The sequence below is a fragment of the Cognatundibacterium luofuense genome, assembly GCF_018139685.1.
Lineage (GTDB): Bacteria > Pseudomonadota > Gammaproteobacteria > Burkholderiales > Burkholderiaceae_D > Undibacterium > Undibacterium luofuense.
Genome location: NZ_JAGSPN010000004.1, coordinates 157,555 through 180,706, shown reverse-complemented (window position 1 = coordinate 180,706; position 23,152 = coordinate 157,555). Strand labels below are relative to the sequence as shown.

The following is a 23,152-nucleotide window of genomic DNA, read 5'->3' as shown; positions in this document are numbered from 1 at the left end:
AGAAGGAAAACTGCAGGATTTTGAAAGTAAACCCTGCAAACCACCGTGCTTATTTACTGAATTTATCGAGGTGCAATGCCAGTAATTTGCATGACGACCCAGGCTCGGATGAGGCCTGCAACTGAAATCGCTCACCTGATTTGGTGACGATCTCAGCCCAACTGCCGTCAAACGGATAGCTTGCTGCAAGACCATCAACCGCAACTGTTTGACGGACAGATTCGCCAGATGACTGGTGCTTCAACGGTGACACCTTTTTCACCGGACCGATACCCGCAGCCAATTGCTCAAGCGAACGGGATACTGAATCACTCTGCTTCGCAAACTTCAATGTAAGCTCACCCAGCTTTCCTTGCGACAATAATCTGGCCGACTGTACAGCACAGGAATCAGTTGCATAGGCAGTGAATGACATCAATATTCCTGCAGATAAAACTACAAAACGCTTCATTCTATTTCCTCATTAAAAAATGCCGATGCACGACGAAAATTTACTGAAATTGCAATAAATTATCTATATTGCATATTATTCGAGCATTAATGTGGAAGCAATAAAAATGAAAAGTATTGATCTTCTCATTAACGCTTTTTAGAAATTTTCCGGAACCATGACCAGCAGTATCTTGGCGTTTGATCCGTTTTAACAGGAATTTTGGCAGAACTTCATCAGAAGCTCAGAAATACAGGATTTTCGACATAAACAGCCTCAAATGCGGTGTTCTGCATAACGATATGGCGGTCGTCGGCAGAAAGTCCGGGCCTCCGAAAATGCCCGATGACGAAGTTTGCACAGTTGGCGCCGTTCGCGCGATGCTTTACGAATGCTATGCAGCTGAATTGCCGATGTTCAGTAGACCATAGGCACAATGAGCAAGTCCGATGTCAGTAGCGCCTAACCCACCATCAAACTTAACACTGCAAAACTAAGCCCGTAAAAACAAAAACGCCCTTGAGAATCAAGGGCGTTTTTGATGAAACTGGCGGAAGGTGTGAGATTCGAACTCACGGAGAGCTTTCGCCCTCGTCGGTTTTCAAGACCGGTGCATTAAACCAGCTCTGCCAACCTTCCGAAGCCATAAAGTATAGAGCATCGTTGATAGCTGCGCAAGAGTGCGAAGCCATTTTCCGCAGTCTTACGATGCTTGCCGGCGCAGAATTGCCAGATAATCGTCGCTGGACATTGGCTTTGCCAGCAAATAACCCTGCACTTCCTCACATTCTGCTTCGCGCAGAAAAGCCAGCTGCTGTTCGGTTTCCACTCCCTCGGCCACCACGTTCAGCTGGAGGCGCTTCGCCATGCTGATAATCGCGCTGGCGATTGCACAGTCACTGACATCTGCAGGAATGCCGCGCACAAAAGACTGATCGATTTTGATACATGCAATCGGGAAACGCTTCAGATACGTCAGGCTGGAATACCCAGTTCCGAAATCATCCAGTGTCAGCGTTAACCCCAGCGCCACCAGACCTTTCATAATGGCAATCACTTCTTCCTCGCTGTGCATCAGCGTGCTTTCGGTGATTTCCAGCTCCAGCCAGTCCGGCGCAATCCGATAGCGCTGCAATAAACCGGCAATATGCTGCGGCAACTGCGTAGTAAAACTTTTGGCGGATAAATTGACAGCGATGCGGGTCGGATGAATTCCAAGCGCACTCCACTGCGCAGCTTGCTGGCAAGCCTTATCTAACACCCACGCATCCAGCTCCTGGATCAGATCACTTTTCTCTGCGGCGGGAATAAATGCCGCCGGCGATTGTATGCCGCGCTCAGGATCGCGCCATCTGACAAGCGCTTCAGACCCGGCCAGCTGGCTGGTTTGTGCATGGTATTTAGGCTGGAATACCAGATAAAACTCGTTACACTGCAAGGCGCGGCGTAAGGCAGATTCCATAGCCAGCTGACTGCTGACCTGAGCATCCAGACTTTGGCTGTAGTAGGCGTAGGCACCGCTGGCACCCTGACGGTTCAGTTTTGCTTTGCCCATCGCAATATCTGCCCGGTGCAGCAATACATCAGCATGTTCGCCGTCAGCCGGTGCGATACTGATACCGATACTGGCACCAACCTGCAAAGGGAATTCGCCAATCTGTAATGGCACAAATAAGGCTTCCAGAATCTTGTTTGCAACGACGCTGGCGTGATATTCCTCAGCAATGTCAGTCAGCATGACTGCAAATTCATCACCATTCAGATGCGCGACGATATCCTCTTCACGCAGCGTCGCTTTAAGACGTTTGCCAACTTCGATCAGCAGAGAATTGCCGTACTGATGCCCGAGCGTATCATTAATCAGTTTAAAACGATTCAGATCCACATACAGCACTGCACAACGTTGCTGTTTGCGCGCACCTGCCTGCAATTGCTGATCCGCCAGTTTCAAGAAAAGCTGGCGATTCGGAAGGCTGGTTAACGCGTCAAAGTAAGACAAATAATCCAGCTTTGCTTCAAACTGCTTTCTATCGCTGATATCCGTCAGGTATCCCGCCATTGCCACTGGCTGTCCAGCTTCATTTTTCAGAATCGATAAGGTCAGGCTCGCCCAGAATACTTCACCATTTTTCCGCTTACGCCGCACCTCCATCGTGCGACCGCCATGCGTCAGGAAATAGTCAGCCTGCGGATCATCTTCCTCATTTTCATACAGGAAAATCACATTCTGCCCGATGGCTTCTTCAGCGCTGTAGCCAAATAATCGCTCTGCACCGGCATTCCAGCTCAGAATAAAACCGGCCAGATCCATCGTAATGACAGACTCATGGATCTGATCAAGAATCTGTAATTGCTGAATATAGCGATCCCGTTCAGGATCAGAAAAACGTCGCACAGAGGCGCGTACTGCCATCAGCTGCGAGCAGATCTCAGACAAGGCCTGCAGGTGTTGCCAGTCTTCCGCATCCGGCAAACGACCCTGCAAATGCATGCGCAAAAAATGTTCTGATGTGATCGCTTGCGATGAAATATCTGCGGCAGCAGAAGCATGCTGCGCGGACATATCCAGCTGAAATTCACCAAATCCCGCATCGTTCAGTTCCTGATTAAGCTTTACCAGAAACTGCGAGTCAGAATCGGACACCATCGCTTTGGCGAAGCGCAATCCATGCTCGAAGAAACGCCACGAAGATTTGCCAGCCAAATCAGAGCTCCTTACAAACCTGATTGACCCACTGGAACGCGCTTTGCACTGCTTCGTAGTATGCAGTGCTATCCAGATCACGCCGTTGCAGCAGTTGCGTAATTTCCGGATTCCAGCGCCGGTCAGCATACACCGCAATTTGCAGGCATTCGCCCAGCAACCCCTTCCTGTGTAGCAGCGCTTCCATGACATCATCTTCCAGATGCAACGGCGACAGCACTTTTTCCAGTCCTGTACCGAACAACACATCTAACAGAGAAAACATGCCGGTCATAAATGCGCTGTCGCCGGCATCTCTTCCTGCACCGGAACGTAAGACCAGCGATTCCATCAGCGAAGCACGGAAAGCTGCACGTGGCATCAGCGGATGCAGGCACCCTGCCTGATTTGCCTGACTGGCGTACAGCAATAACTGCAGCCAACGCTGCAATTGACGTCTGCCAATCAGTGCAATCGCCTGCGTCAGCGAACTGACTTTCGTCATCTGCGCAAACGCAGCGGAGCTGACAAGTTTAAATAATAAAAATGATAAATTCGGGTCTTGCCTGAACAGCTCTTCTAACTCCCGAGTGTCGGCGTCCCGGGCAACCAGCCCGAGCAACTTCAGCAAACGTGTACGCGCAGACTGATCTGCCTGATGTTGTACCGGAGCAGGCACATAAGGATAACTGCCTTCAAACCATTGAAAGCCGCAAGCTTTCATTTGTTCCAGCGATACCGCATCCGGAATATCGGTCGCAAGATGCGTGCCGCGATGCATACTACTGATGCGAAGCCGCGCATTCGCAGGCAAAGCATCTTGTATGGAATAACATAAACTCTGAGCGCCATCCCATTCCGCATGAACGTCGTCGGGCGCAACGATCCAGGTCACGCCTTCGCTGCGCAAATGACGCAAGCGTGTATGATGTTCTGCATTCAGGCATTGCTGCTCGCCTAGCAACAAATGTAATTTGGAAGAAGGTAAACGCTGACTGAAGTCCGTCGGAATATCTGCGATGTCAGCAACAGGAACGATGAGTTTTAATCCGGTGAGCTGATCAAACCAGCCTGACTCCTGCATTTTTTGCAGAGTCTGAATAATCTGATATTGCGCTGCATTTCCGAAATCAGGAAACAGCGCAACAATCTGTTGCCGTGCATTAGATACAGGCCTGAATGTGGCAATCGGAAATTGAAAAGTCATAACTGGCAAATGCATTTACCCATTGTTACGGGCATTATTTTTATGTTTCAGACTGTAAATGATGCGCACCGCGAAAGCAATCGCTTACAGGTATCTTCGCACGATAAACCACAGTGAATCCGGAAAATATTTCCGAAAACGTTTTGAAAGCAAAGCGTACATTTCGTTATACGAATTCCGACCATCATTATTGACAGCAACAAAAAAGACCCAAGCCCCATATAGATTTTTTTCATGTACAAAATAGAAAAGGCCGCAGAATTGCGGCCTTTCTTTTGCTGATGCATTATTGCAAACGCCGAAGCACTCGTTACTTCAAAAACATTTCCTGCAAATTATTCAGGTAGTTCCGGCCTGTTTCTGTCGGAGCGATGGTTTGATAGTCACGGTACAACAAGCCTTTTTGCTCTGCGAGTTGCAACTCTCTTTCTATCGTATTCAATGCCAATCCGGTGCGCTCCTGAAACAAAGCAACCGGAAAACCATCGCGCAAACGTAAGGCATTCAGCATGAATTCAAAAGGCAGATCTTCAGTCGCCACCTCAGAGGATTCCTGGGCTGCATTTCCTTCAGCGACAGCCTGCATATAGGCTTTGGGTTGCTTGTGACGCATCTGCCGCACAATACGGTGCGGAAACGATAGCTTCGAATGTGCGCCTGCACCAATCCCTAAGTAATCGCCAAACTGCCAGTAATTCAGATTATGGCGAGACATTCGTCCAGGTTTGGCATAAGCAGACACTTCATAATTTATGTAACCCGCACTGGAAAGCTGATCGCGCAGCATCTGATGCATATCTGCACTCAGATCATCATCAGGAATGGCTGGCGGAAATTTTGCAAAATACGTATTCGGCTCTATCGTCAAATGATACAGGGACAAATGCGACGTACCAAATGACAAGGCAGTCTGCACATCCTGCTCACACTGCTCCAGCGTCTGCCCCGGCAAAGCGAACATCAGATCAAGATTAATGTTGTCAAAATGCTTTGCTGCAAACTCTGCCGCACGCCGCGCTTCATCACCATGATGAATCCGCCCGAGCTTTTGCAGAAATTCATTGTTGAAACTTTGCACACCTATCGACAAGCGATTAATACCGCTGTCCCGATACGCACGGAATTTTTCAACCTCAAAAGTTCCCGGATTCGCTTCCATTGTAATTTCCGCATCCAGCTCCAGCGGAAGTAAGGTGCGGATATCTGACAATAAGCGATCCATGCCTTGCGCACTCAGCAGGCTGGGCGTACCCCCGCCGATGAATACTGTCTGGACACGACGCCCCCAGATCAGCGGCAAAGCAGCTTCCAGATCGCCACGCAGGGCATCCAGATATGCTGCTTCATCACTGTCAGGTTTATGCTCGTGGGAATTAAAGTCGCAATATGGACACTTTCTGACACACCATGGAAAGTGCACATACAGAGACAACGGAGGCAAAGCACTGAGATTCAGTGCTCCCGGCGATAGATATTGCACCAGCACGGTTTGCGGTACGGCAGATAAGTCCTGACGCACCGTTTTTGCAGCCTGCGCTGCGGTCTTAATCGGAATCATTACTTCAGTTTTTCAAGCAGAATTTGCAGTGCCTTGCCGCGATGGGATATACGGTTTTTCTGTGCCGGATCCAGTTCCGCCACAGTACAGCCGAATTCAGGCAGCCAAAAATGCGGGTCATATCCGAATCCGTTTTCGCCGCGCGGATCAGCAACAATCCGTCCCGGCAAAATACCGTCGGCAATAACAGGCTGCGGGTCATTTGCATGTCTGACAAAAACCAGAACGCAGTAGTAATAAGCCGACCAGTCATTATGCGACTGCAAATCCGCAATCAGCTTTGCATTGTTCCGTACATCGGACTTTGGCTCGCCTGCGAATCGAGCAGACAGGACACCCGGCGCTCCGCCAAGGGCGTTGACGCAAATACCGGAGTCATCTGCAAGCGCAGGCAAACCAGTACATGCTGCCGCATGGCGCGCCTTGCGCAGCGCATTTTCAACAAAAGTGTCAAATGGCTCGTCGGTATCACTGACGCCCAGTTGTTTTTGCGAAAGTAGCTCGAACTTTAAAGGAGCGAGAATTTCGCCGAACTCTTTCAACTTACCCGCATTACCGGAGGCCAGTACTAACTGCTGACTCATGCACCCAACCCCAATGCTTGCTTTTGCAGAGCGATCAAATCCGCAATGCCATCTTCCGCAAGATCCAGCAGACGATTCATTGTTGAACGACTGAACGCAACACCTTCCGCAGTGCCCTGCACTTCAATGAATTCGCCGCCCTCGGTCATAACGACATTCATATCAGTATCACACTGCGAATCTTCGTCATAATCCAGATCCAGAACAGGTAAACCTTCGTATACGCCGACGGAAATCGCCGCCACAAACTGACGTACCGGTGTTTGTTTAATAAGCCCTTTGTCCAGCAATCCCTGAATTGCGTCGTAGGCAGCAACCATTGCACCGGTGATCGACGCGGTACGGGTCCCCCCGTCCGCCTGAATCACATCACAGTCCAGATGAATCGTGCGTTCGCCGAGCAAACTCAGATCAAAAGCTGCCCGCAAAGAGCGTCCGATGAGGCGCTGAATTTCCTGTGTGCGGCCGCTTTGTTTGCCTTTCGCAGCTTCACGATCCATACGGGAATGGGTGGAGCGTGGCAACATGCCGTATTCCGCAGTCAACCAGCCTTGTCCTTTACCCTTCAAAAACGAAGGAACTTTTTCTTCAACGCTTGCGGTGCAAATAACCCGTGTACCACCAAATTCGATCAGAACGGAACCTTCTGCATGTTTTGTAAAATGGCGGCTGATCGTCACAGGGCGCAATGCATCTGCAGAACGCCCGCTTGGTCGCGAACTAATTGTCATATCAAAATTTACCTGTCAGTTTCGATGACTTGTGAATCGCATTGCGGATCTCCGCAATGGCTTTTTCGATTTCAGCATCGTTAAACACATCCTGCTCCCCTTGCTCTCCCATAACTTCAGGATCAATAGGGGCCTGAATTGTGGTGGTGATCGAGCCGATTGGCAAGGTATTTGTCGTAATCACAGAGGACTCATCCAGCCTGTCATCACCTTCCCACATCATTGCCAGTGCTGTCGTGTTGTCACCGTTTTTACCAGCAATGCTAACCGCCGTGCGTATCAGCTCAGGAATCGCGCGGACAATGGTGTGCTCCTGCAAACGCTGTGCAACGAGATGATCAGGCAATGTTGACCACAAGCCATCTGAACACAGCAAAATCAGGTCGCCAGGCTGCAAGGCTGCACGACGTGACAATTCGACAATCGGAGAATTTGGCGCGCCAAGGCAATTAAACAATTTGTTTCTGTCCGGATGCGTATGTCTCGCGGACGGATCAACTTTACCCTGAGCAATCAGCGTTTCAAGGCGGGAGTGATCTTTGGTGCGCAGCAGAATCTGCCCTTGCCGGATCCAGTAAAGGCGAGAATCGCCGCAGTGCGCCCAATAAGCGTGTCCATGCTGAATAATGCATGCAACAATTGTGGTACGCGGCGTTTCCGGCAAATTGTTCATTGTCCGGTAGCGGTGGATTTCCTGATGCGCCGCAAGGAAGCTGTCCTCCAGAAACCGCTCTGGCCTTGCAATTGTCGGCTGTGCTTGTTGCTGAAACAAACTACCGACGGTTTGCATCGCAATCGCCGCGGCCATTTCACCCATGATATGGCCGCCCATACCATCAGCCAGCAACAGCAGAATTGCGTCACGTGTGAAGCTGTAGCCCATTCGGTCCTGATTGACTTTACGTCCGCCGATATGGCTTTCTTGATAAACTGAAAATCGCATGAATGATTTCGATCGTTAATGCATCGCCATTAAATATTAAATTCAAATATTAATTAAGCGTACTTTCCTGAATAGTGGTGTTATCTGCATCCTTATCGGACCGTTTTTTCCGCTCAAATAATGTCGATATCTTGTGCTTCATTTTCTCCAGCATAGTTGGCTCCGCTTGCGGCTCCACTTTGGCTGCGAGTGCTTTTTGCAATGCGAATACACTTTGCGGACGCTCAAGGGGATCCAGTTTCAGGCACCAGCGCACAACCTCAATCAACTCTTCAGAATAGATACCTTCGAGCTTGCGATAATGCGATTCCATTTTGTCGTTGGTTTTGCGCTGATCCGCTGGCTGTGGTGGTGCGCCGATCATGCAGGCAAATATTGACGCACCGATACTGTAAATATCTGTCCACGGGCCGAGATTGCCATTTTTCTGATACAGCTCGGGCGCTGCGAATCCGGGGGTATACATCGGATATAGCTTTGGAATATCGGTTTTCAGTGTCTGACGTGCCGCACCGAAGTCCAGCAGAATCGGTGTTCCATCGAGCCGCAGGTAGATATTTGCCGGTTTCAGATCCAGATGCAGCAGCTTATTGGTATGCACTTCACGCAAACCATTCATGACCTGATTGAACATCCGCCGGATAAACCGCTCAGATACCAACGGCTTTTCGCCTTTATCGCGCCGGCGCAGAATATGCTCCTGCAAGGAACGACCAGATTCATACGCCATGACCATATACACGGTTTCATTAGCGCGAAAGAAATTCACAACACTGACGACGTTTGGATGCGAAATCCTTGCCAGTGCCCGCCCCTCTTCGAAGAAGCATTTCAAACCAATACGGTAAACGGGCAAATTCTCGGCAGAAATTGCCGGCACGAGTTCACCTTGCTGACGCAGCGCGAGCGAGCTGGGCAGGTACTCTTTAATAGCAACTGCGTTACCATCCTCATCCGAAGCGAGGTATACAATACTAAAGCCACCGGACGCGATTTTCTTTACAATGCGATATCCGGCAATTTCAAGCCCGTCTGGCAAAGGGGCATTATTTTGTGCAGCCATTGCTTATCCAATCCTGTTGACAGCAGCGATTGTGTGGACTCCGCAGGGATTTGTAAACATCTGCCTTACCAACAACCAATATTGCGCATATTTGTGTGCAATGTTACCAAAAAGGAACAAATTTGAGCATTCAAAGTATGACTGGGTTTGCGACCAGCTCCCTCGAAACCGAAGCAGGTACGATTACCGTCGAACTCAAAAGCGTCAACTCCCGCTTCCTTGATCTCCAATTCCGCATTAACGATGATTTCCGTGCGGTCGAAAGTGTATTCCGTGAACTGATTTCAGGTCAGATTTCCCGTGGCAAAGTCGAGTGCCGTTTTAGTTTCGGCAAAAAAGCTGCATCCGGACAACAAAAAAATCTGAATCAGGAAGCTTTGCAGCAATTGCGCTCACTGGAACAGCAGATTGCTGCGCTTTTCCCTCATGCACAACCATTGACGGCACATGACATTTTGCGCTGGCCTGGCGTCATGGAAGAGCAGGAAATTTCCGGAGAAGCATTGCAACCGGCAATTCTGCAAACCATTCAGCAAGCCCTTGCACTGTTTAAAGTATCACGCGAACGCGAAGGTGAGGCACTCACTGCAGTGCTGCTGAGCAAAATTGCGGCAATGGACGAAATCGTTGAGCGAATCACGCCATTAATGCCACAAGTGCTGCAGCAGTTCCAGCAAAAAGCGACAAGCCGCCTCGAAGAAGCACTCGGTTTCGCAGGAACTGAAAGCACACAAACCACGACCACCATAACCCGTGACGAAGCACTTGACCGCATACGTCAGGAAGTCACACTGTATGGCGTGAAAATTGATGTTGCGGAAGAGCTCGCACGCCTTGGCGCTCACTTAAAAGAAACACGTCACATCCTGAAAAAAGGCGGCCCGGTTGGAAAGCGTCTCGATTTCATGATGCAGGAACTCAACCGCGAAGCAAACACCCTGGGTTCCAAAGCAGCAATTAAAGATCTGGCAGATGCCTCTATGGAATTAAAACTGCTAATCGAACAAATGCGCGAGCAAGTACAGAATCTTGAATAAGCACGTCCGTTTGCTTATACTCTCGGTCATTAAGGGCGGGTTTTCCCGCCCTCATTTATTTGTTGGTCTTATCCGGAATAGAAAATATGATCTCTAGCGCTGAACTGGCAGGCAGCCTGTTTATCGTGGCAGCCCCGTCGGGTGCCGGAAAATCGACACTGGTGAATGCATTGCTGGCACAAGAGCCAAACATTCGCCTGTCAATTTCATTCACCACGCGTCAGCCACGCCCCGGCGAAGAAAATGGTCGTGAGTACCATTTCACTTCTGCCGAAGACTTTCTGGAACGTCGCGCAAAAGGCGAATTTCTTGAGTCAGCTGAAGTGCACGGCAATTACTACGGAACTTCCCGCATTCTGATTGAAAACGCAATGCGCCAGGGAACCGATGTTTTGCTTGAAATCGACTGGCAAGGTGCGCAGCAGGTGCGAAAACAATTTCCGGGAGCGGTTGGCATCTTTATTCTGCCTCCATCCATTCAGGCACTGGAAGAGCGTCTGAACAAACGCGGCACGGATGAACCTCACGTTATTACACGCAGACTGCTGGCAGCAGGTGGTGAAATCGCCCACTCGCCGGAGTTTGAGTATGTTATTATTAATGAAGACTTTGGAACCGCGTTGTCTGAATTGTCTGCAATTGTCAAATCAGCACGATGCCGCTTCCAGCAGCAAGCAGCCCGCAATGCGGACTTATTTGCGCAACTTGGCATTCACGCCAGCCCGAACTGAACTTATCCAGGATTAAATATGGCACGTATTACTGTTGAAGATTCTCTGAAAACTATTCCTAACCGTTTTGAACTGACTCTGTGTGCTACTTATCGTGCACGTCAGTTACTGCAAGGCCATACACCAAAGGTCGAAGCGAAAAACAAACCAGCGGTAATGGCTCTGCGTGAAATCGCAGCAGGCAAAGTCGGAACAGAAATGCTGAAAAAAGTACCGGTCTGATAGCACCGTACTTTCCTCACTGAACGGCCGGGAGTTCCAGAATGCATATATCGGAAGATATGTCATCTCTGTCAACTAACCCGGCCGGTCGTTTTTCTGGCTCTTATCAGGATAAAACAGGCATCTTGGATCTGCGCGACTCTTCAGCACCCTCTGGAAATCTTCAGGTTGGCGTTGCTTCAATTACCACACTGACTGAAAAACTTTCCACCTATCTGTCGGCACAGGATTTAAAACTGGTCCGCGAGGCATATCGCTTTTCCGATGAGATGCACCTTGGTCAGGTCAGAAAATCAGGGGAGCCATACATTTCCCACCCGATTGCAGTTGCCGAAATCTGCGCTGAATGGAAGCTGGATGTACAAGCCATTATGGCAGCGCTGCTGCATGACGTAATGGAAGATCAGGGCGTAAAGAAAGAAGAACTGATCGAACGTTTTGGCGCTCCGGTAGCAGCGATGGTTGATGGTCTTTCGAAACTCGAAAAAATCGAATTTCAAAGTCAGATTGAAGCGCAGGCGGAAAACTTCCGCAAAATGCTGCTTGCCATGGCAAGAGACGTACGTGTCATTCTGGTAAAACTGGCGGATCGCCTGCATAACATGCGTACACTGGGCGTGATGTTGCCGGCTAAAAAACGACGGATTTCACGGGAAACTATGGACGTTTATGTGCCGATTGCACATCGCCTTGGTTTAAACAATCTTTTCCGTGAACTTCAGGATCTGGCGTTCTCGCATTTATTCCCGATGCGCTACCGCACCTTATCGAAAGCGGTTCGGGCGGCTCGCGGAAACCGACGTGAAGTTGTTAACAAAATATTGAGTTCAGTCAAGGATGCACTGAACGATGCCGGCATTGAAGCTGAGGTATACGGACGCGAGAAGACGCTTTACGGCATTTATCGAAAAATGCTGGATAAGCACTTGTCATTCTCACAGGTACTGGACGTCTACGGATTCCGTGTCGTCGTTGAAAACTTCCGTGAAAGTTATTACGCACTGGGAACCCTGCATGCTTTGTTTAAACCAATGCCGGGTAAATTCAAAGACTACATTGCGATTCCGAAAACAAACGGATACCAGTCCCTGCATACCACGCTGATCGGGCCTTATGGCACACCGGTCGAATTTCAGATACGTACCCGCGAAATGCATCGCGTCGCGGAATCCGGCGTTGCTGCGCACTGGCTGTACAAAAATGAAGGCTCCAATCTGACTGATTTGCAGCAGCGCACGCATGCATGGCTGCAATCACTGCTTGATATTCAAAAGCAGACCGGCGATTCCGCTGAGTTTCTCGAACACGTCAAAGTCGATTTGTTCCCCGGGTCGGTTTACGTATTTACACCGAAATCCAAAATTGTGGCACTGCCACGTGGTGCAACTGCACTGGATTTTGCGTACAGTATTCATACTGACATCGGTGATCAGGCCATTGCCACCCGCATCAATAACGAACCGGTTCCTTTACGTTCAGAACTAAAAAACGGCGATATAGTCGAGATTATTACGTCACCGAATTCGCGTCCGACCGCAAACTGGCTGTCTTATGTGCGGACTGGTAAAGCACGTTCTGCAATACGCCACTTCCTGCGCACGGCGAACCTGAATGAATCAACGGAACTCGGTAAGCAATTGCTGGCACAGGCGCTCGTTGCGCTTCAGTTAAATCCGGAATTACCCGATTTTCTCGTGGATAAATTACTCAACGAATCCACGGCAAAATCAATGGATGAGCTGTACACCGATATCGGTGTCGGTAAGCGTATGGCTGCTCTGGTTGCGCGACATATTCTGGATTTGGTACAAGATGATTCACCGTCTATTCCTTTCCAGCAGTTAGGCGAACGTCAGGCGCACCGCCCTGCTCCGGTCATTATTTACGGCAGCGAAGGTGTTTCGGTTCAACTGGCTGCATGCTGCATGCCGATTCCCGGCGACGGTATTATCGGGCAGTTAAAACGGGATCAGGGGCTGGTCGTTCACACCGATGATTGCAAGCACGCAAAACGATTACTGATTAAAGAACCTGACCGCTGGATTGATGTTACCTGGGGTGAAGATCTTAACCGGCGATTTGATACACGGATTTCTGTGATTATCACCAATGAGCGCGGCGCACTGGCGCGGATTGCAGCGGAAATCGGCGAGGCTGACATCAATATCTCCCATGTGAATATGGAAGATGGCGACTCAAATGACATGACGCACATCCACTTTACGATTCAGGTCGAGAGCCGCAACCATTTAGCCAAATTGATGCGAAGCATTCGCCATCTGAATGGTGTGTCACGTGTCACTCGTGAGCGTGGCTGAGTAAATCAGCCCGGCAAATTGCATCCGTCGCCTCCATGAACCTGAAAATGATTCCCGTTGTGCCTGCCCGACCTGCTGCGAAGGCGATTCCGCAGACGCGTGGAATTGAGGGTGAGGCGCTGGATCAGTTCGGACGACGTTTTACCGATCTGCGCATTTCTGTTACCGACCGTTGCAACTTCCGCTGTGGCTACTGCATGCCCAGAGAAGTTTTCACGGCGGATTATCCTTACCTGCCACGCAGCAGCATTCTGAGTTTCGAAGAGATTACACGGGTCGCAGCCGCTGCCGCCGCAATGGGCGTCAGAAAATTCCGGCTGACCGGCGGCGAGCCGCTGCTGCGCAAAGATATCGAATCGCTGATACGCATGCTGTCGTCATTACGTACGACAGAGAATCAAAAGCCGGATATAACGCTGACAACCAATGGTGTCCTGCTGACCCGCAAGGCACGGGAATTACGTGCTGCTGGCCTGGACCGCGTTACCGTTTCACTGGATGCGATGTCGGACGCAAACTTTCGTCGCATGAGTGATTCAGACTTTTCCGTTCAGGATGTTCTCGACGGCATTCACCATGCGCTGGATGCCGGTTTTCGGCGCGTCAAAGTCAATATGGTAGTGCGTAAGGGCTGGAACGAAGATGAAGTCGTCGACATGGTGTCGTACTTCCGTCAGTTGCCTGTAGCACTGCGGTTTATTGAATATATGGATGTTGGTGCCAGTAATGGCTGGAATATGCAGGAAGTGGTTTCCAGCAACACCTTACTCGAAAAAATCCGTGAGGCAGGAAACACGCTGCTGGCACTCCCCGCCGAATCAGACTCCGATACCGCAATCCGCTGGCAACATCAGAATGCGCCCGGAGAAATCGGTTTCATTTCCAGTATCAGTCAGCCATTCTGCAACAGTTGTAGCCGCTTGCGCCTCTCCACTGACGGCAAGATTTACACCTGCCTGTTCGCCAGCGAGGGCTACGATTTACGTCCGCTATTGCAGTCCGGTGCAGATAAACAAGCGTTACAGGAAGCCCTGACGGGTATCTGGCAGCAGCGCGACGACCGCTATTCTGCTGTGCGAACCGAGGCTGGCGCGGGTACGCGTCGCGAACGCATTGAAATGTCTTACATTGGCGGCTGAACATGCCCGCCCCTCAATTATCATCCCTGACTCGCAATGACATCACCGGTCTGATACTGGCCGGCGGCCGTGGCAGCCGCATGGGCGGACTGGATAAAGGCTTAATGCAATTGCACGCTCTTCCACAAGCACAGTGGCTTGCGCAGCAATTACAACGACAAACCGCTGGCGTGATGATCAGTGCCAACCGGCATATTCTGACCTATCAGTCGTTCGGATTTCCAGTTGTTCAGGATGCAGACGATGCGTTTGCCGGACCGCTGGCTGGCATTCTGGCTGCGCTGAAATGCTGCCCGACACCGCTGTTGCTGATAACACCTTGCGATACCCCCGAAGTACATCCGGAACTGGCAACCATGCTGCTGGATAGTCTTCAGCAAAGTAACCGGCAACTGAGTTATATCCGAGCGATCAGTAAAACTGACGAATCACGCGATCATCCCGGTTTTGCATTATTGGACCGTGAGCTGGCTGATTCACTGGAAACTTACCTGGCCAATGGCCAGCGCCGTGTTCTGCAATGGTTCCGTGAACAAAATGCGGCCGTTTGCTGTGTTCCAGACCATATCAGCTTTCACAATCTGAACACTCCGGAAGCCGTTGAAGCCTTTCGTAAAGGATGATTGAGCGGATCCGTAATACCGATATTGTGCAGAAATCAGCATTTACAATTTTCGGACAGCCAGACTTTCTGCCGACGACCGCCAGATTGCTATGCCAAACTCCGCATTTGGGTATATTTTGCGCTTTTGGAGACCTCCGACAGCCAGATCTGCGTTACTTTTCAAGTTCCGTTCAAAGTTCGGCCAGCCAGAACTGCGGGTATCATCAAGCGCTCTTTCATGCCGTTGCGCAATTTGATACAGAAAAGCGCACGCAAACCAGCTGTGGCACAGTAAAATATTTATTTATTTGACTGGAGATCAGATTGAAAGCATCAGTTTGGATTCTGAGCGGACTCGCAGCGGCAGCTTTGCTCAGCGCCTGCGGTGGCAACAAAAGTGATACACCGACCGTCACCGCAACGGTCAGCAGCGTCAGTATTGACCCTCTGAGCTATCGTAAACTGACCACCATTACCATCAATGGTCAGAATCTGGATAAAGGCGTTAACGTCCTGAATTTCGGCTGTAACAACCTGACGGAAGTCGCTGGCGGCACTGCAACAAAACGTACTTTCACCTGCAAAGTATTCCGCGTCGGCAATGTCACAACGACCATTACCGATACTGTATCCAAAGTTTTGTATCAGGCAACGCTGACCTCTGCGCTGGCTGCAGCTCCGCAAGTGACGATGGTGACTGATAAAGGTACGATCGTTATCGAGCTGAACCCGTACAAAGCGCCGATCACGGTTGACAACTTCCTCAATTACGTCGAAAGCGGATTTTATCCGAGCAAAATCTTCCACCGTGTCGAAGCAGGACTGGTGATTCAGGGCGGCGGATATACTAAAGATTTGGTGGCAGGTGCGACTAACTCACCGGTTTCACTGGAAACAGCCGTTGGCCTGAGCAATACCCGCGGTACGATTGGCCTTGCCCGTACTTCTGATTTCAATTCCGGCACTTCTCAGTTTTACTTCAATCTGAAGGACAACAGCGCTGCTTTTGATTATCAGAGTGCAATTGCACCCGGCTACGCTGTGTTCGGTCAGATCGTTTCTGGTCTTGATGTGATGGATGCAATCGCTGCTGTTCCGGTATCTACACAAAACGGCATGTCGAATGTTCCTGTAACACCATTACTGATTCAGTCTGTCAAACAAACTCAGTAATCGTTTCCAGAAATGCGCAGGAATTTTCTGCGCTTCCGGTAACATACTACGAACAAAAACGCGCTGCTCTGTAAGGACAGCGCGTTTTTTATTTCACAACAATTTCGTACCACGGACTCTCGGCATTCACTCTCAAAATAAATCCTCCATTTTGCCGGATCAGATTACCGGCTGGCATCACTTCTGCTCTTTGCCCGCGCTCATCCAGACGATAGGCAAGCACCTGCTGGCCCGACACCGGCAATCCGACACTGATGTCCAGTTTTTCCATCCAGACTGGCCCCTGAGCGCTGCGAGAGCCAGATGGTTGTGAATTTCCCGCCTGATCAGACTCCAGTGTTTGCCACATTCCATCCCCTTTATATGGCAGCAAATGCTTGGGCCGGTAACCCGTTCCGGCTCTCTGTGAACCGGTTGTCGCACCAGCGACACTGAGAAGCAATCGGCGGGATTTATCCAGCGACAATCCGTCCCGACTGGTCAGTGTGACCACTGCAAATCCCCTGCTACCGGCAGCATGCTGAACCGACCACCCTGACGCCGAAACAGCATCACCGTAACCCGCATACAGAGCTGCAAAACGATCCGCCCACAGAATATGCCCTGACTGCAAATTCCACAGAGGCAACGCTGGCTGACTCGCGGCTGCAATTGCTTTCTGACGCAGTACCGGCTGCTCAGCATTTGCTGTCTGCAAGCCAACACGATACTGAAGACTATCTGTGGCGGACAAACCAAAACGCCGGCGAACAAAGTCGTCGAGCACAAAAGGATCTATGCTTTCACCGCTGAGAGTTAATGTCGTAATTTCTGATTCTGTGACGGGCAACACTTGCTGCTCAGGTAGTGCCGCCATTTGGAATTGCCTGAATACCGCAGCCAGCGTTCCAAAACCCACCAGCTGACTACTGTGATTATTCAGATTAAATGCGCTAAGCCATTCGTCATCTTCCGGTAATTGCCCGTACTGAAAAAAGAATAAGCCATCCCAGTCCTGCAAGCTGGCCAGCGTTACCATTGCAGGCAGCATCTCGGCTGATTGCCGGTTCGGATACGCCTGATTAAACTCGCTGATTACAAATGGTTTTTGCCGGTCGCGGTAAAAAGCCCGTTTCAGCAATGCACCCGTTGCATCACGCAAACTGGAGCTGTTTCGGATACGCCAGTCCTGGTCAGACCAGTCACCGCCGGGGAAATCATAGTGGTCAGTATAAAAATGCTCGTCCGCATAATCCATGTTCCTCTGACTCAACTGGTTCGCCAGTCCGCCAAAATACCGTTGCGTACCGGTCACCGGAACCTGCTCACCTGCTTCCTGCTTTACCACCTGACGCAAATTGTCAAAATACTGCTGATCTGTTTCGGTCAGAAAGCGGGCAAAGTCCGCAGCACGTAAACCCAGTCCCTCCGTTGCAGGCTGATATCGAATTTCGAGAAATCCCGGCAGTGGCACGCCGAGTTTCTGAAAGATTTTCCGGCCAAAACGACGAATACGTTCAATCCAGCTACTGCCAGACTCGGGAGCGATCGCTTCTTCTTTTTTCAGATAATTACCGCCCTGCGCAGGTAATTCACAGGTCTTCCATCGCTGGCAGGCAGTGTCGAGGCTGCCGTACTCACGGGTCACCCACTTACGCCAGAGTGCTGTCCAGGTGCGCTCATATTCGCCATTCAGCTTATCCAGCTCTCCGCGCTGCCAGGCACCGACTAAAGACGATTCATTGTTGATTTCCACCATCGCCAGAGACGGGTCATTTTTCAGCTCCAGTTGCCGCAGTAACTGTCGAGCAAACTCAGATTGCAGGGCAATCATACGCGGATCAATCAAATGCAACGGATGGCTGTTTGGCGGCATTTGCGCACCATCCAGCAGAGGATTGACCTGATCAACAGCAGGTCTGAACCGGTAGTTAACATGCAGGTTCAGATTGACATAGATCCCCTGCTCTCTGAGCACACTGATCAGATTGCGCAGGCGTGCAATTGCTTCCGGATGGAAGCTCGGAAATGCACTGTTGGTTAACAAACCGTCAGGCCTGGCACCATCCTCTGTTAGCATTGCATCCATCTGATGCAACCTGACTGCATTGACTCCGAGCTTTTTCAGACGCTGCACTAATGACCGCGCCTGCACTTCATCGGGAAAGCAAGCTGATCCGGAAAGATTCACCCCGAAAATCCGGATACGCTGATCGTCCGGAGTTCCGGCTCGCCGGTCACGCCCCACTTTAAAGAAATGTCCATCGTGCGCAACGATTCTGTCTTCATCACCGATTCGGCGATTCAATCCTGAGAAGTCGACCACTGGTGACAGATGCTCGGCGTCAGGGCGAAATGCATACCAGTTCAGATTTTCAGCATGTACTGAATGAAGACCAGAGACGAGACTCAGCGCTGCGCCAGTGAGAAGTTGCAAATAATTGTGCGTTTTTTTCATTGTTGCCGAAATTGAATAGCTTGCTAGCCGTTAAAATAGCGCATCCTGACGCAAAGCACACTGATTCTCATGCAACTGCCGTTGAAATCTTCCACATCTGTACTCAGCCCCATCGCGGAAGCCTGGCTGCTGCGTCTGATCGTTATTTTATTTGTGGTATTTGCTTTGCTGCCATACGGCATTTCGTGGGATTACACAGGTGCATCGTCTTTGACAATGGAAGGATCTCTCGCAGTCAAGCTTGAGTGGGGCAGCCTGTTCGCAGTCTCAGGGTTCTTGCTGTATCAGTATCCGGCGCAGACGATCCGCAATCTGAAAGCACTTAATCCTTTTCTGATTCTGATTTTATTGTGGTGTCTGGGATCATTTCTCTGGTCACCCATGCCCGGCGTTACCCTCAAACGCGCAATTCAGTTATATGGCTTCGTTGCGATCGGGCTGGCACTTCAGATATCGCCTCACCCTGTCAGACTTATTATCTCCAGTATGCTGTATACATTAATGGTGATGCTGGCAGCGTCATTTGTGATGGGGGTCGTAAATCCCACGATCGGAATCGACTACGAACTCGGTGGAGCCTGGCGTGGCATTCTTTCACAAAAAAACGAACTCGGACAAGTTGCGGCAATGGCGATTCTGCTCTGGCAAGTACTTGCGTGCATTACAAAGGTCAATGTAAGAGTGATGGCATTCTCGCTGATCTTCGCTTTCCTGATGCTCGTCTTAAGTAAAAGTTCAACCAGTATGATTGTGACAATTACGACGAGCAGTATCTTTCATTTACTCCGCAAACCACGTATTGACTCAGAATATGCCATTACTCGCGTACTGCTGGGCATTCTTTGCGTGACGCTGATCGCCTTGTTTGTATTTTTCATGCAAGAGTCGCGTCTTCCGACATCTGCGGAGGTGACTGCTCCGATTGCCGGCCTGTTCGGGAAAGCGTCAGACCTGACCGGACGGACTGATATCTGGGAGCTGGTGTGGCTGGAAATTCGTCGGCATTGGGTGATAGGGCTCGGCTATGGCTCCTTCTGGCTTGGACCGGACAGTCTGTCTCAGTATGTGATTGACGCACTGCACTGGATTCCGTTGCAATCACATAATGGCTATCTTGATATTCTGAATGAGCAGGGATTAGTTGGTCTGACGCTGACTGTTCTTGTCATCCTGTTTCATGCATATAGCCTGATCAAAATGCGCAGAACTGATCAGACTCAGGCGGCATTCTGGACCGCGATGCTACTGATTATCGTGGTGACGAATTTTACAGAAAGCAGTTTATTCCGTGGCTTCGGGTTTCTGAACGTATTCTTTTTTATTGCGATGTGCACGGTTACTTCGCATAACCGCGCTCAGCGGGATAAGACGATTCAAGACTTCAGTAATTTTCGTCCGGCACGCAAACCAGGATTTTCTACCCAGCGATAAGATGCATCTGCCATAGCAAATGACAACACCAGCATGACAAAAATACGCAATGGCAGTGATGCATCACCCATCCAGAATACGACAATGCCGAATGCCAGCCAGTGATACAAATACAGCGAATAGCTGACTTTGCCGACGTATAAGAAAAAGCGATTTGCCAGCACGCTGCTGATACGGGAATTACTGAGAACTGCGTACGGAAACAATATAAATAACGCCACTCCTTGCAAACTGTAGCGCAATGACTCACGGAATTCTTCAGAACGTATTAGCAAGGTCGCCAGAATAAGGAATATCCCGGCGAAAAAACAGGCGATATGATTTAACCTTTCCCATGCAGCTGGTTTTCGCGCAAGAATAATCGCCAGAAGCGTGCCATACAAAATGGAATCAACACGTGTATCAGTGGCTTTGTAGATGCGGTAATGTGGCAACTGCTCAAGTCCAACTCCATACGCCAGCCAACAGCGCCATCCGAGCGCGATGATCAGCGCTGCGATAATCAATGTGGCAAACTGCTTCCAGCGCGCAATAAGCGCCACGAACAAGCTGGGAAAAATCAGATAGAAATGTTCTTCCACTGCGAGTGACCAGGTAATCGCCAGTGGCGGTGGAAAGGTATCCCCGGAAAATCCGATGAAAATGCCATAGTAGTTCGCCGTATATAAGAACACCGCCAGTATTTCTTTCCAAACCACTTCCTGACCTGCAAGGCTCAGTGTTATGACTGAAACCACAAGGAATACTGTCAGAGCAGGCATTAGCCGGAAAAAGCGCCTGATGTAAAACTGCGAAATGCGCATGGTTCCAGCCTCGTCCCACTCACTGATCATCAACCGGGTAATGATGAAACCGCTGATAAAAAAGAAGATGGTTACACCGAGACCGCCGGGCACAATGTGCCCGAGCCATGCGTGTGAGATCAGAACAAGTAAAATGGAAACAGCGCGTAAGCCGTCAAGCGCGGCAATTCTTGAGGATCCATGCGACATTATTTTTTTTCACTTTCCGTGCCGTAAGCCTGTGCAGGCGGGTGCGAGTACGCTGCCAGCTTTCCAATTTGAGATGCGACAACACGCGCCCAGTGAAACGCTTTTAGCGGCCTCACCGGACTGAGTATTACGGCCAGAACAAACGCTATCGCTGCCTGCACAATGGCTCGTACACCAAGTTTTAAGCCAGTCAGCCTGCGCTTTTCCGGTGCGGCCATTATCAGTTCCGTCTTCAGGAATAATCCACCGGTACGAAAAGATCGTTTCAGCAGCCACCTTGCATTAGCGCGATCTGCCGGCACAACTTCGGTCACGGGGGCATCATCGCACCAGACCATCTTTGCACCAGCTAGTTCGAGCTGGCGGAATAATAACGAGTCTTCGCCACCTGTGCGTCCGAATTCGGGATCAAAGATAAACCCTTGGTGTAAACCCAACTTCAATAGCACGTTTCTCTTTATAAAAACATTTCCGCTGCGTGCATTTTTATGATTGATGAGGGTTCCTGAAGCCAGACGCGGACGGTCGAAATAACCGCCTTTTATCAGCCAGTCCGGTGTGTCCGGCAGATAGCGCGGAACAACCGGAGCAAACACAACCGCCGCACTGTAACGTTGCTGCGCGTTTCTGAGTTGCGCCAACCAGTCATTTTCAGGCAATTCATCATCATCAATCATCGCCAGCCAGTCGCCACGCGCAACCGATATCGCTTCATTCCGCGCAACTGAAATATTCGCAGCACTGATGTGCCTGCAAATTAAACGATCGCCCCAATACTGCTGTTGTGCTTTAAGCACTTCAGTTGCCGACCCAGCGGGATCATTATCTACCACAACAACTTCAAATGACTCTTCGGATTGTTGTTCGCGTAAAGCATGCAGTAACTCGTTCAGCAAAGCCGGACGCTTGAAAGTGCAAATGCAAACGCTGAGAAACATGATGTCAGCCCTTACGACGGCCTGGTCTGAACCAGGTTTTGAAACGGCTTATCGTCAAGTTTTTCTTTTGCGTAGATGGCGCATGATTAAATACCGTACCTAACACTTCCACACCAGCGATCTGCATCGACTCTTTCAGTGCTCGTAAGTCATCGATTTCTGTCTGGTCTTTACGCGCAATCAGTAAGGCGTACCCGGTCTGATGTGCAATCATCTGAGCATCAGATGCGAGCGACGCGGGAAAAGTATCGAGAATAAACGCATCGAAGCGCTCCGCATGCTGATCCAGCAAACGGCGAATTTCCGGCAGACGAATTAATTCCAGTGGATTTGGTGGTAGCGGACCAGCTGGTAAAAAGTGCAGATTTGGCATTAGCGGCAACGCTACTTCATCCAGCGTGCGCCTCTGAGCGAGAACAGATGATAATCCGTCAGGATTTTCGATACCGAATAACTGATGCAGGTCACCGTTACGTAAGTCAGTATCGATCAGCAACGTACGTCGCCCGGCTTGTGCAAGTGCGACGGCGAGACTTGCTGCCATATAGGATTTTCCGTCTGCAGTTCCCGCACTGACAACCGCGATTCGGATTTGATCCTGATTTGCGAATTTCAACAGAAGTTCACTGCGTAAGCGCCTTATTTCTTCAGATTCCCGTGAAAAAGGCTGACGCAGAAACGTCAGTTTCTCACCCGCCAGACCGGAGTACTGCAGTTGGTTTGAGTGACCAAATTGCTCACCCAGTGCGGCTTCAATCTGACTTTGCGTCAAAAATCCGAGGTGAAGCGCAGCATCGCCAAACCGCATTTTTCGTTCTCGTTGCGTTTGTCCGATTTGCTCAATCTGATGTGCGTCGAGCAATCCCTGCTCAAGGAACAAATCACCAAGCCGGGCAACTTTTTGTTTGGCTGCACTCAATTCAAAACTCCT

20 protein-coding genes and 1 tRNA gene are annotated in these 23,152 nt (G+C 50.1%); 8 read left to right on the top strand and 13 right to left on the bottom strand.

All coding sequences use genetic code 11. The features are described from left to right. Positions 1-49: 49 nt before the first annotated feature. From KDM89_RS07625 to KDM89_RS07585, 9 genes are all read right to left on the bottom strand, one after another. Complete coding sequence (locus KDM89_RS07625) at positions 50-451, bottom strand: hypothetical protein (protein WP_212687350.1); 402 nt, start codon at positions 449-451, stop codon at positions 50-52. 527 nt (positions 452-978) lie between these two features. Continuing rightward, positions 979-1,069 (bottom strand) — tRNA-Ser (locus tag KDM89_RS07620). Positions 1,070-1,133: 64 nt separating this feature from the next. Then, on the bottom strand, positions 1,134-3,134 hold the full coding sequence (locus KDM89_RS07615; RefSeq protein WP_212687349.1) for a putative bifunctional diguanylate cyclase/phosphodiesterase: 2,001 nt from the start codon (positions 3,132-3,134) through the stop codon (positions 1,134-1,136). Between the two features lies 1 nt (position 3,135). After that, a complete protein-coding gene (locus KDM89_RS07610; protein ID WP_212687348.1) occupies positions 3,136-4,320 on the bottom strand; it encodes an EAL and HDOD domain-containing protein in 1,185 nt (394 codons plus the stop codon). A gap of 310 nt (positions 4,321-4,630) precedes the next feature. Next, entirely contained in the window at positions 4,631-5,878 is a 1,248-nt protein-coding gene (hemW, locus tag KDM89_RS07605) for a radical SAM family heme chaperone HemW (protein ID WP_212687347.1), read from the bottom strand. Continuing rightward, positions 5,878-6,462, bottom strand: a complete 585-nt coding sequence (gene rdgB, locus KDM89_RS07600) for an RdgB/HAM1 family non-canonical purine NTP pyrophosphatase (protein WP_212687346.1) — start codon at positions 6,460-6,462, stop codon at positions 5,878-5,880. Before rdgB ends, hemW begins: the two co-directional genes overlap by 1 nt. Then, positions 6,459-7,193, bottom strand: coding sequence for a ribonuclease PH (gene rph / locus KDM89_RS07595; RefSeq protein WP_212687345.1), 735 nt, complete (start codon positions 7,191-7,193; stop codon positions 6,459-6,461). The genes rdgB and rph overlap by 4 nt, the downstream gene beginning before the upstream one ends. Position 7,194: 1 nt before the next feature. Further along, on the bottom strand, positions 7,195-8,136 hold the full coding sequence (locus tag KDM89_RS07590; protein ID WP_212687344.1) for a PP2C family protein-serine/threonine phosphatase: 942 nt from the start codon (positions 8,134-8,136) through the stop codon (positions 7,195-7,197). A 49-nt stretch (positions 8,137-8,185) separates the two neighbouring features. Further along, the gene (locus KDM89_RS07585; protein WP_212687343.1) at positions 8,186-9,199 is read right to left on the bottom strand and encodes a serine/threonine protein kinase; all 1,014 of its coding nucleotides are present in this window, start codon (positions 9,197-9,199) and stop codon (positions 8,186-8,188) included. 122 nt (positions 9,200-9,321) lie between these two features. Here KDM89_RS07585 and KDM89_RS07580 point away from each other — a divergent pair, with 122 nt between their 5' ends. The 7 genes from KDM89_RS07580 (at position 9,322) to KDM89_RS07550 (ending at position 16,423) form a co-directional block, all read left to right on the top strand. Further along, positions 9,322-10,236: a YicC/YloC family endoribonuclease gene (locus tag KDM89_RS07580; protein ID WP_230427733.1), complete on the top strand. Its 915-nt coding sequence runs from the start codon at positions 9,322-9,324 to the stop codon at positions 10,234-10,236. Between the two features lie 86 nt (positions 10,237-10,322). Beyond that, a complete protein-coding gene (gene gmk, locus KDM89_RS07575; RefSeq protein WP_212687342.1) occupies positions 10,323-10,967 on the top strand; it encodes a guanylate kinase in 645 nt (214 codons plus the stop codon). An 18-nt stretch (positions 10,968-10,985) separates the two neighbouring features. Further along, on the top strand, positions 10,986-11,189 hold the full coding sequence (gene rpoZ / locus KDM89_RS07570; RefSeq protein WP_212687341.1) for a DNA-directed RNA polymerase subunit omega: 204 nt from the start codon (positions 10,986-10,988) through the stop codon (positions 11,187-11,189). 59 nt (positions 11,190-11,248) lie between these two features. Next, positions 11,249-13,507, top strand: a complete 2,259-nt coding sequence (locus KDM89_RS07565) for a RelA/SpoT family protein (RefSeq protein WP_230427732.1) — start codon at positions 11,249-11,251, stop codon at positions 13,505-13,507. A 35-nt stretch (positions 13,508-13,542) separates the two neighbouring features. Then, complete coding sequence (gene moaA / locus KDM89_RS07560) at positions 13,543-14,646, top strand: GTP 3',8-cyclase MoaA (RefSeq protein WP_212687339.1); 1,104 nt, start codon at positions 13,543-13,545, stop codon at positions 14,644-14,646. A gap of 2 nt (positions 14,647-14,648) precedes the next feature. After that, a complete protein-coding gene (gene mobA, locus KDM89_RS07555) occupies positions 14,649-15,269 on the top strand; it encodes a molybdenum cofactor guanylyltransferase MobA (RefSeq protein ID WP_212687338.1) in 621 nt (206 codons plus the stop codon). 305 nt (positions 15,270-15,574) lie between these two features. After that, entirely contained in the window at positions 15,575-16,423 is an 849-nt protein-coding gene (locus tag KDM89_RS07550; protein ID WP_212687337.1) for a peptidylprolyl isomerase, read from the top strand. Positions 16,424-16,511: 88 nt separating this feature from the next. Here the strand turns inward: KDM89_RS07550 and KDM89_RS07545 are convergent, their stop codons facing one another. After that, complete coding sequence (locus KDM89_RS07545) at positions 16,512-18,839, bottom strand: glycoside hydrolase family 5 protein (RefSeq protein WP_212687336.1); 2,328 nt, start codon at positions 18,837-18,839, stop codon at positions 16,512-16,514. Between the two features lie 90 nt (positions 18,840-18,929). Between KDM89_RS07545 and KDM89_RS07540 the strand changes: the two genes are divergently transcribed. Beyond that, a complete protein-coding gene (locus KDM89_RS07540; protein WP_212687335.1) occupies positions 18,930-20,291 on the top strand; it encodes an O-antigen ligase family protein in 1,362 nt (453 codons plus the stop codon). Here KDM89_RS07540 and KDM89_RS07535 read toward each other — a convergent pair. The 3 genes from KDM89_RS07535 to KDM89_RS07525 are packed head-to-tail and all read right to left on the bottom strand — an operon-like array spanning position 20,234 to position 23,140. Further along, a complete protein-coding gene (locus tag KDM89_RS07535) occupies positions 20,234-21,283 on the bottom strand; it encodes an acyltransferase family protein (RefSeq protein WP_212687334.1) in 1,050 nt (349 codons plus the stop codon). The two genes, KDM89_RS07540 and KDM89_RS07535, sit on opposite strands and share 58 nt — an antisense overlap. After that, positions 21,283-22,221 (bottom strand): glycosyltransferase family 2 protein, encoded by a 939-nt coding sequence (locus tag KDM89_RS07530; protein ID WP_212687333.1) that lies wholly within the window; start codon positions 22,219-22,221, stop codon positions 21,283-21,285. The genes KDM89_RS07535 and KDM89_RS07530 overlap by 1 nt, the downstream gene beginning before the upstream one ends. A 4-nt stretch (positions 22,222-22,225) precedes the next feature. Then, positions 22,226-23,140, bottom strand: a complete 915-nt coding sequence (locus KDM89_RS07525; RefSeq protein ID WP_212687332.1) for a polysaccharide biosynthesis tyrosine autokinase — start codon at positions 23,138-23,140, stop codon at positions 22,226-22,228. Between the last annotated feature and the right edge of the window lie 12 nt (positions 23,141-23,152).

What these genes read in the sequence shown, in the direction of transcription:
- KDM89_RS07625 (WP_212687350.1), bottom strand. Translation starts at nt 451, where the DNA reads ATGAAGCGTTTTGTAGTTTTATCTGCAGGAATATTGATGTCATTCACT.
- KDM89_RS07610 (WP_212687348.1), bottom strand. Translation starts at nt 4,320, where the DNA reads ATGACTTTTCAATTTCCGATTGCCACATTCAGGCCTGTATCTAATGCA.
- hemW (WP_212687347.1), bottom strand. Translation starts at nt 5,878, where the DNA reads ATGATTCCGATTAAGACCGCAGCGCAGGCTGCAAAAACGGTGCGTCAG.
- rdgB (WP_212687346.1), bottom strand. Translation starts at nt 6,462, where the DNA reads ATGAGTCAGCAGTTAGTACTGGCCTCCGGTAATGCGGGTAAGTTGAAA.
- rph (WP_212687345.1), bottom strand. Translation starts at nt 7,193, where the DNA reads ATGACAATTAGTTCGCGACCAAGCGGGCGTTCTGCAGATGCATTGCGC.
- KDM89_RS07590 (WP_212687344.1), bottom strand. Translation starts at nt 8,136, where the DNA reads ATGCGATTTTCAGTTTATCAAGAAAGCCATATCGGCGGACGTAAAGTC.
- KDM89_RS07585 (WP_212687343.1), bottom strand. Translation starts at nt 9,199, where the DNA reads ATGGCTGCACAAAATAATGCCCCTTTGCCAGACGGGCTTGAAATTGCC.
- gmk (WP_212687342.1), top strand. Translation starts at nt 10,323, where the DNA reads ATGATCTCTAGCGCTGAACTGGCAGGCAGCCTGTTTATCGTGGCAGCC.
- rpoZ (WP_212687341.1), top strand. Translation starts at nt 10,986, where the DNA reads ATGGCACGTATTACTGTTGAAGATTCTCTGAAAACTATTCCTAACCGT.
- KDM89_RS07565 (WP_230427732.1), top strand. Translation starts at nt 11,249, where the DNA reads ATGTCATCTCTGTCAACTAACCCGGCCGGTCGTTTTTCTGGCTCTTAT.
- moaA (WP_212687339.1), top strand. Translation starts at nt 13,543, where the DNA reads ATGAACCTGAAAATGATTCCCGTTGTGCCTGCCCGACCTGCTGCGAAG.
- mobA (WP_212687338.1), top strand. Translation starts at nt 14,649, where the DNA reads ATGCCCGCCCCTCAATTATCATCCCTGACTCGCAATGACATCACCGGT.
- KDM89_RS07540 (WP_212687335.1), top strand. Translation starts at nt 18,930, where the DNA reads ATGCAACTGCCGTTGAAATCTTCCACATCTGTACTCAGCCCCATCGCG.
- KDM89_RS07535 (WP_212687334.1), bottom strand. Translation starts at nt 21,283, where the DNA reads ATGTCGCATGGATCCTCAAGAATTGCCGCGCTTGACGGCTTACGCGCT.
- KDM89_RS07530 (WP_212687333.1), bottom strand. Translation starts at nt 22,221, where the DNA reads ATGTTTCTCAGCGTTTGCATTTGCACTTTCAAGCGTCCGGCTTTGCTG.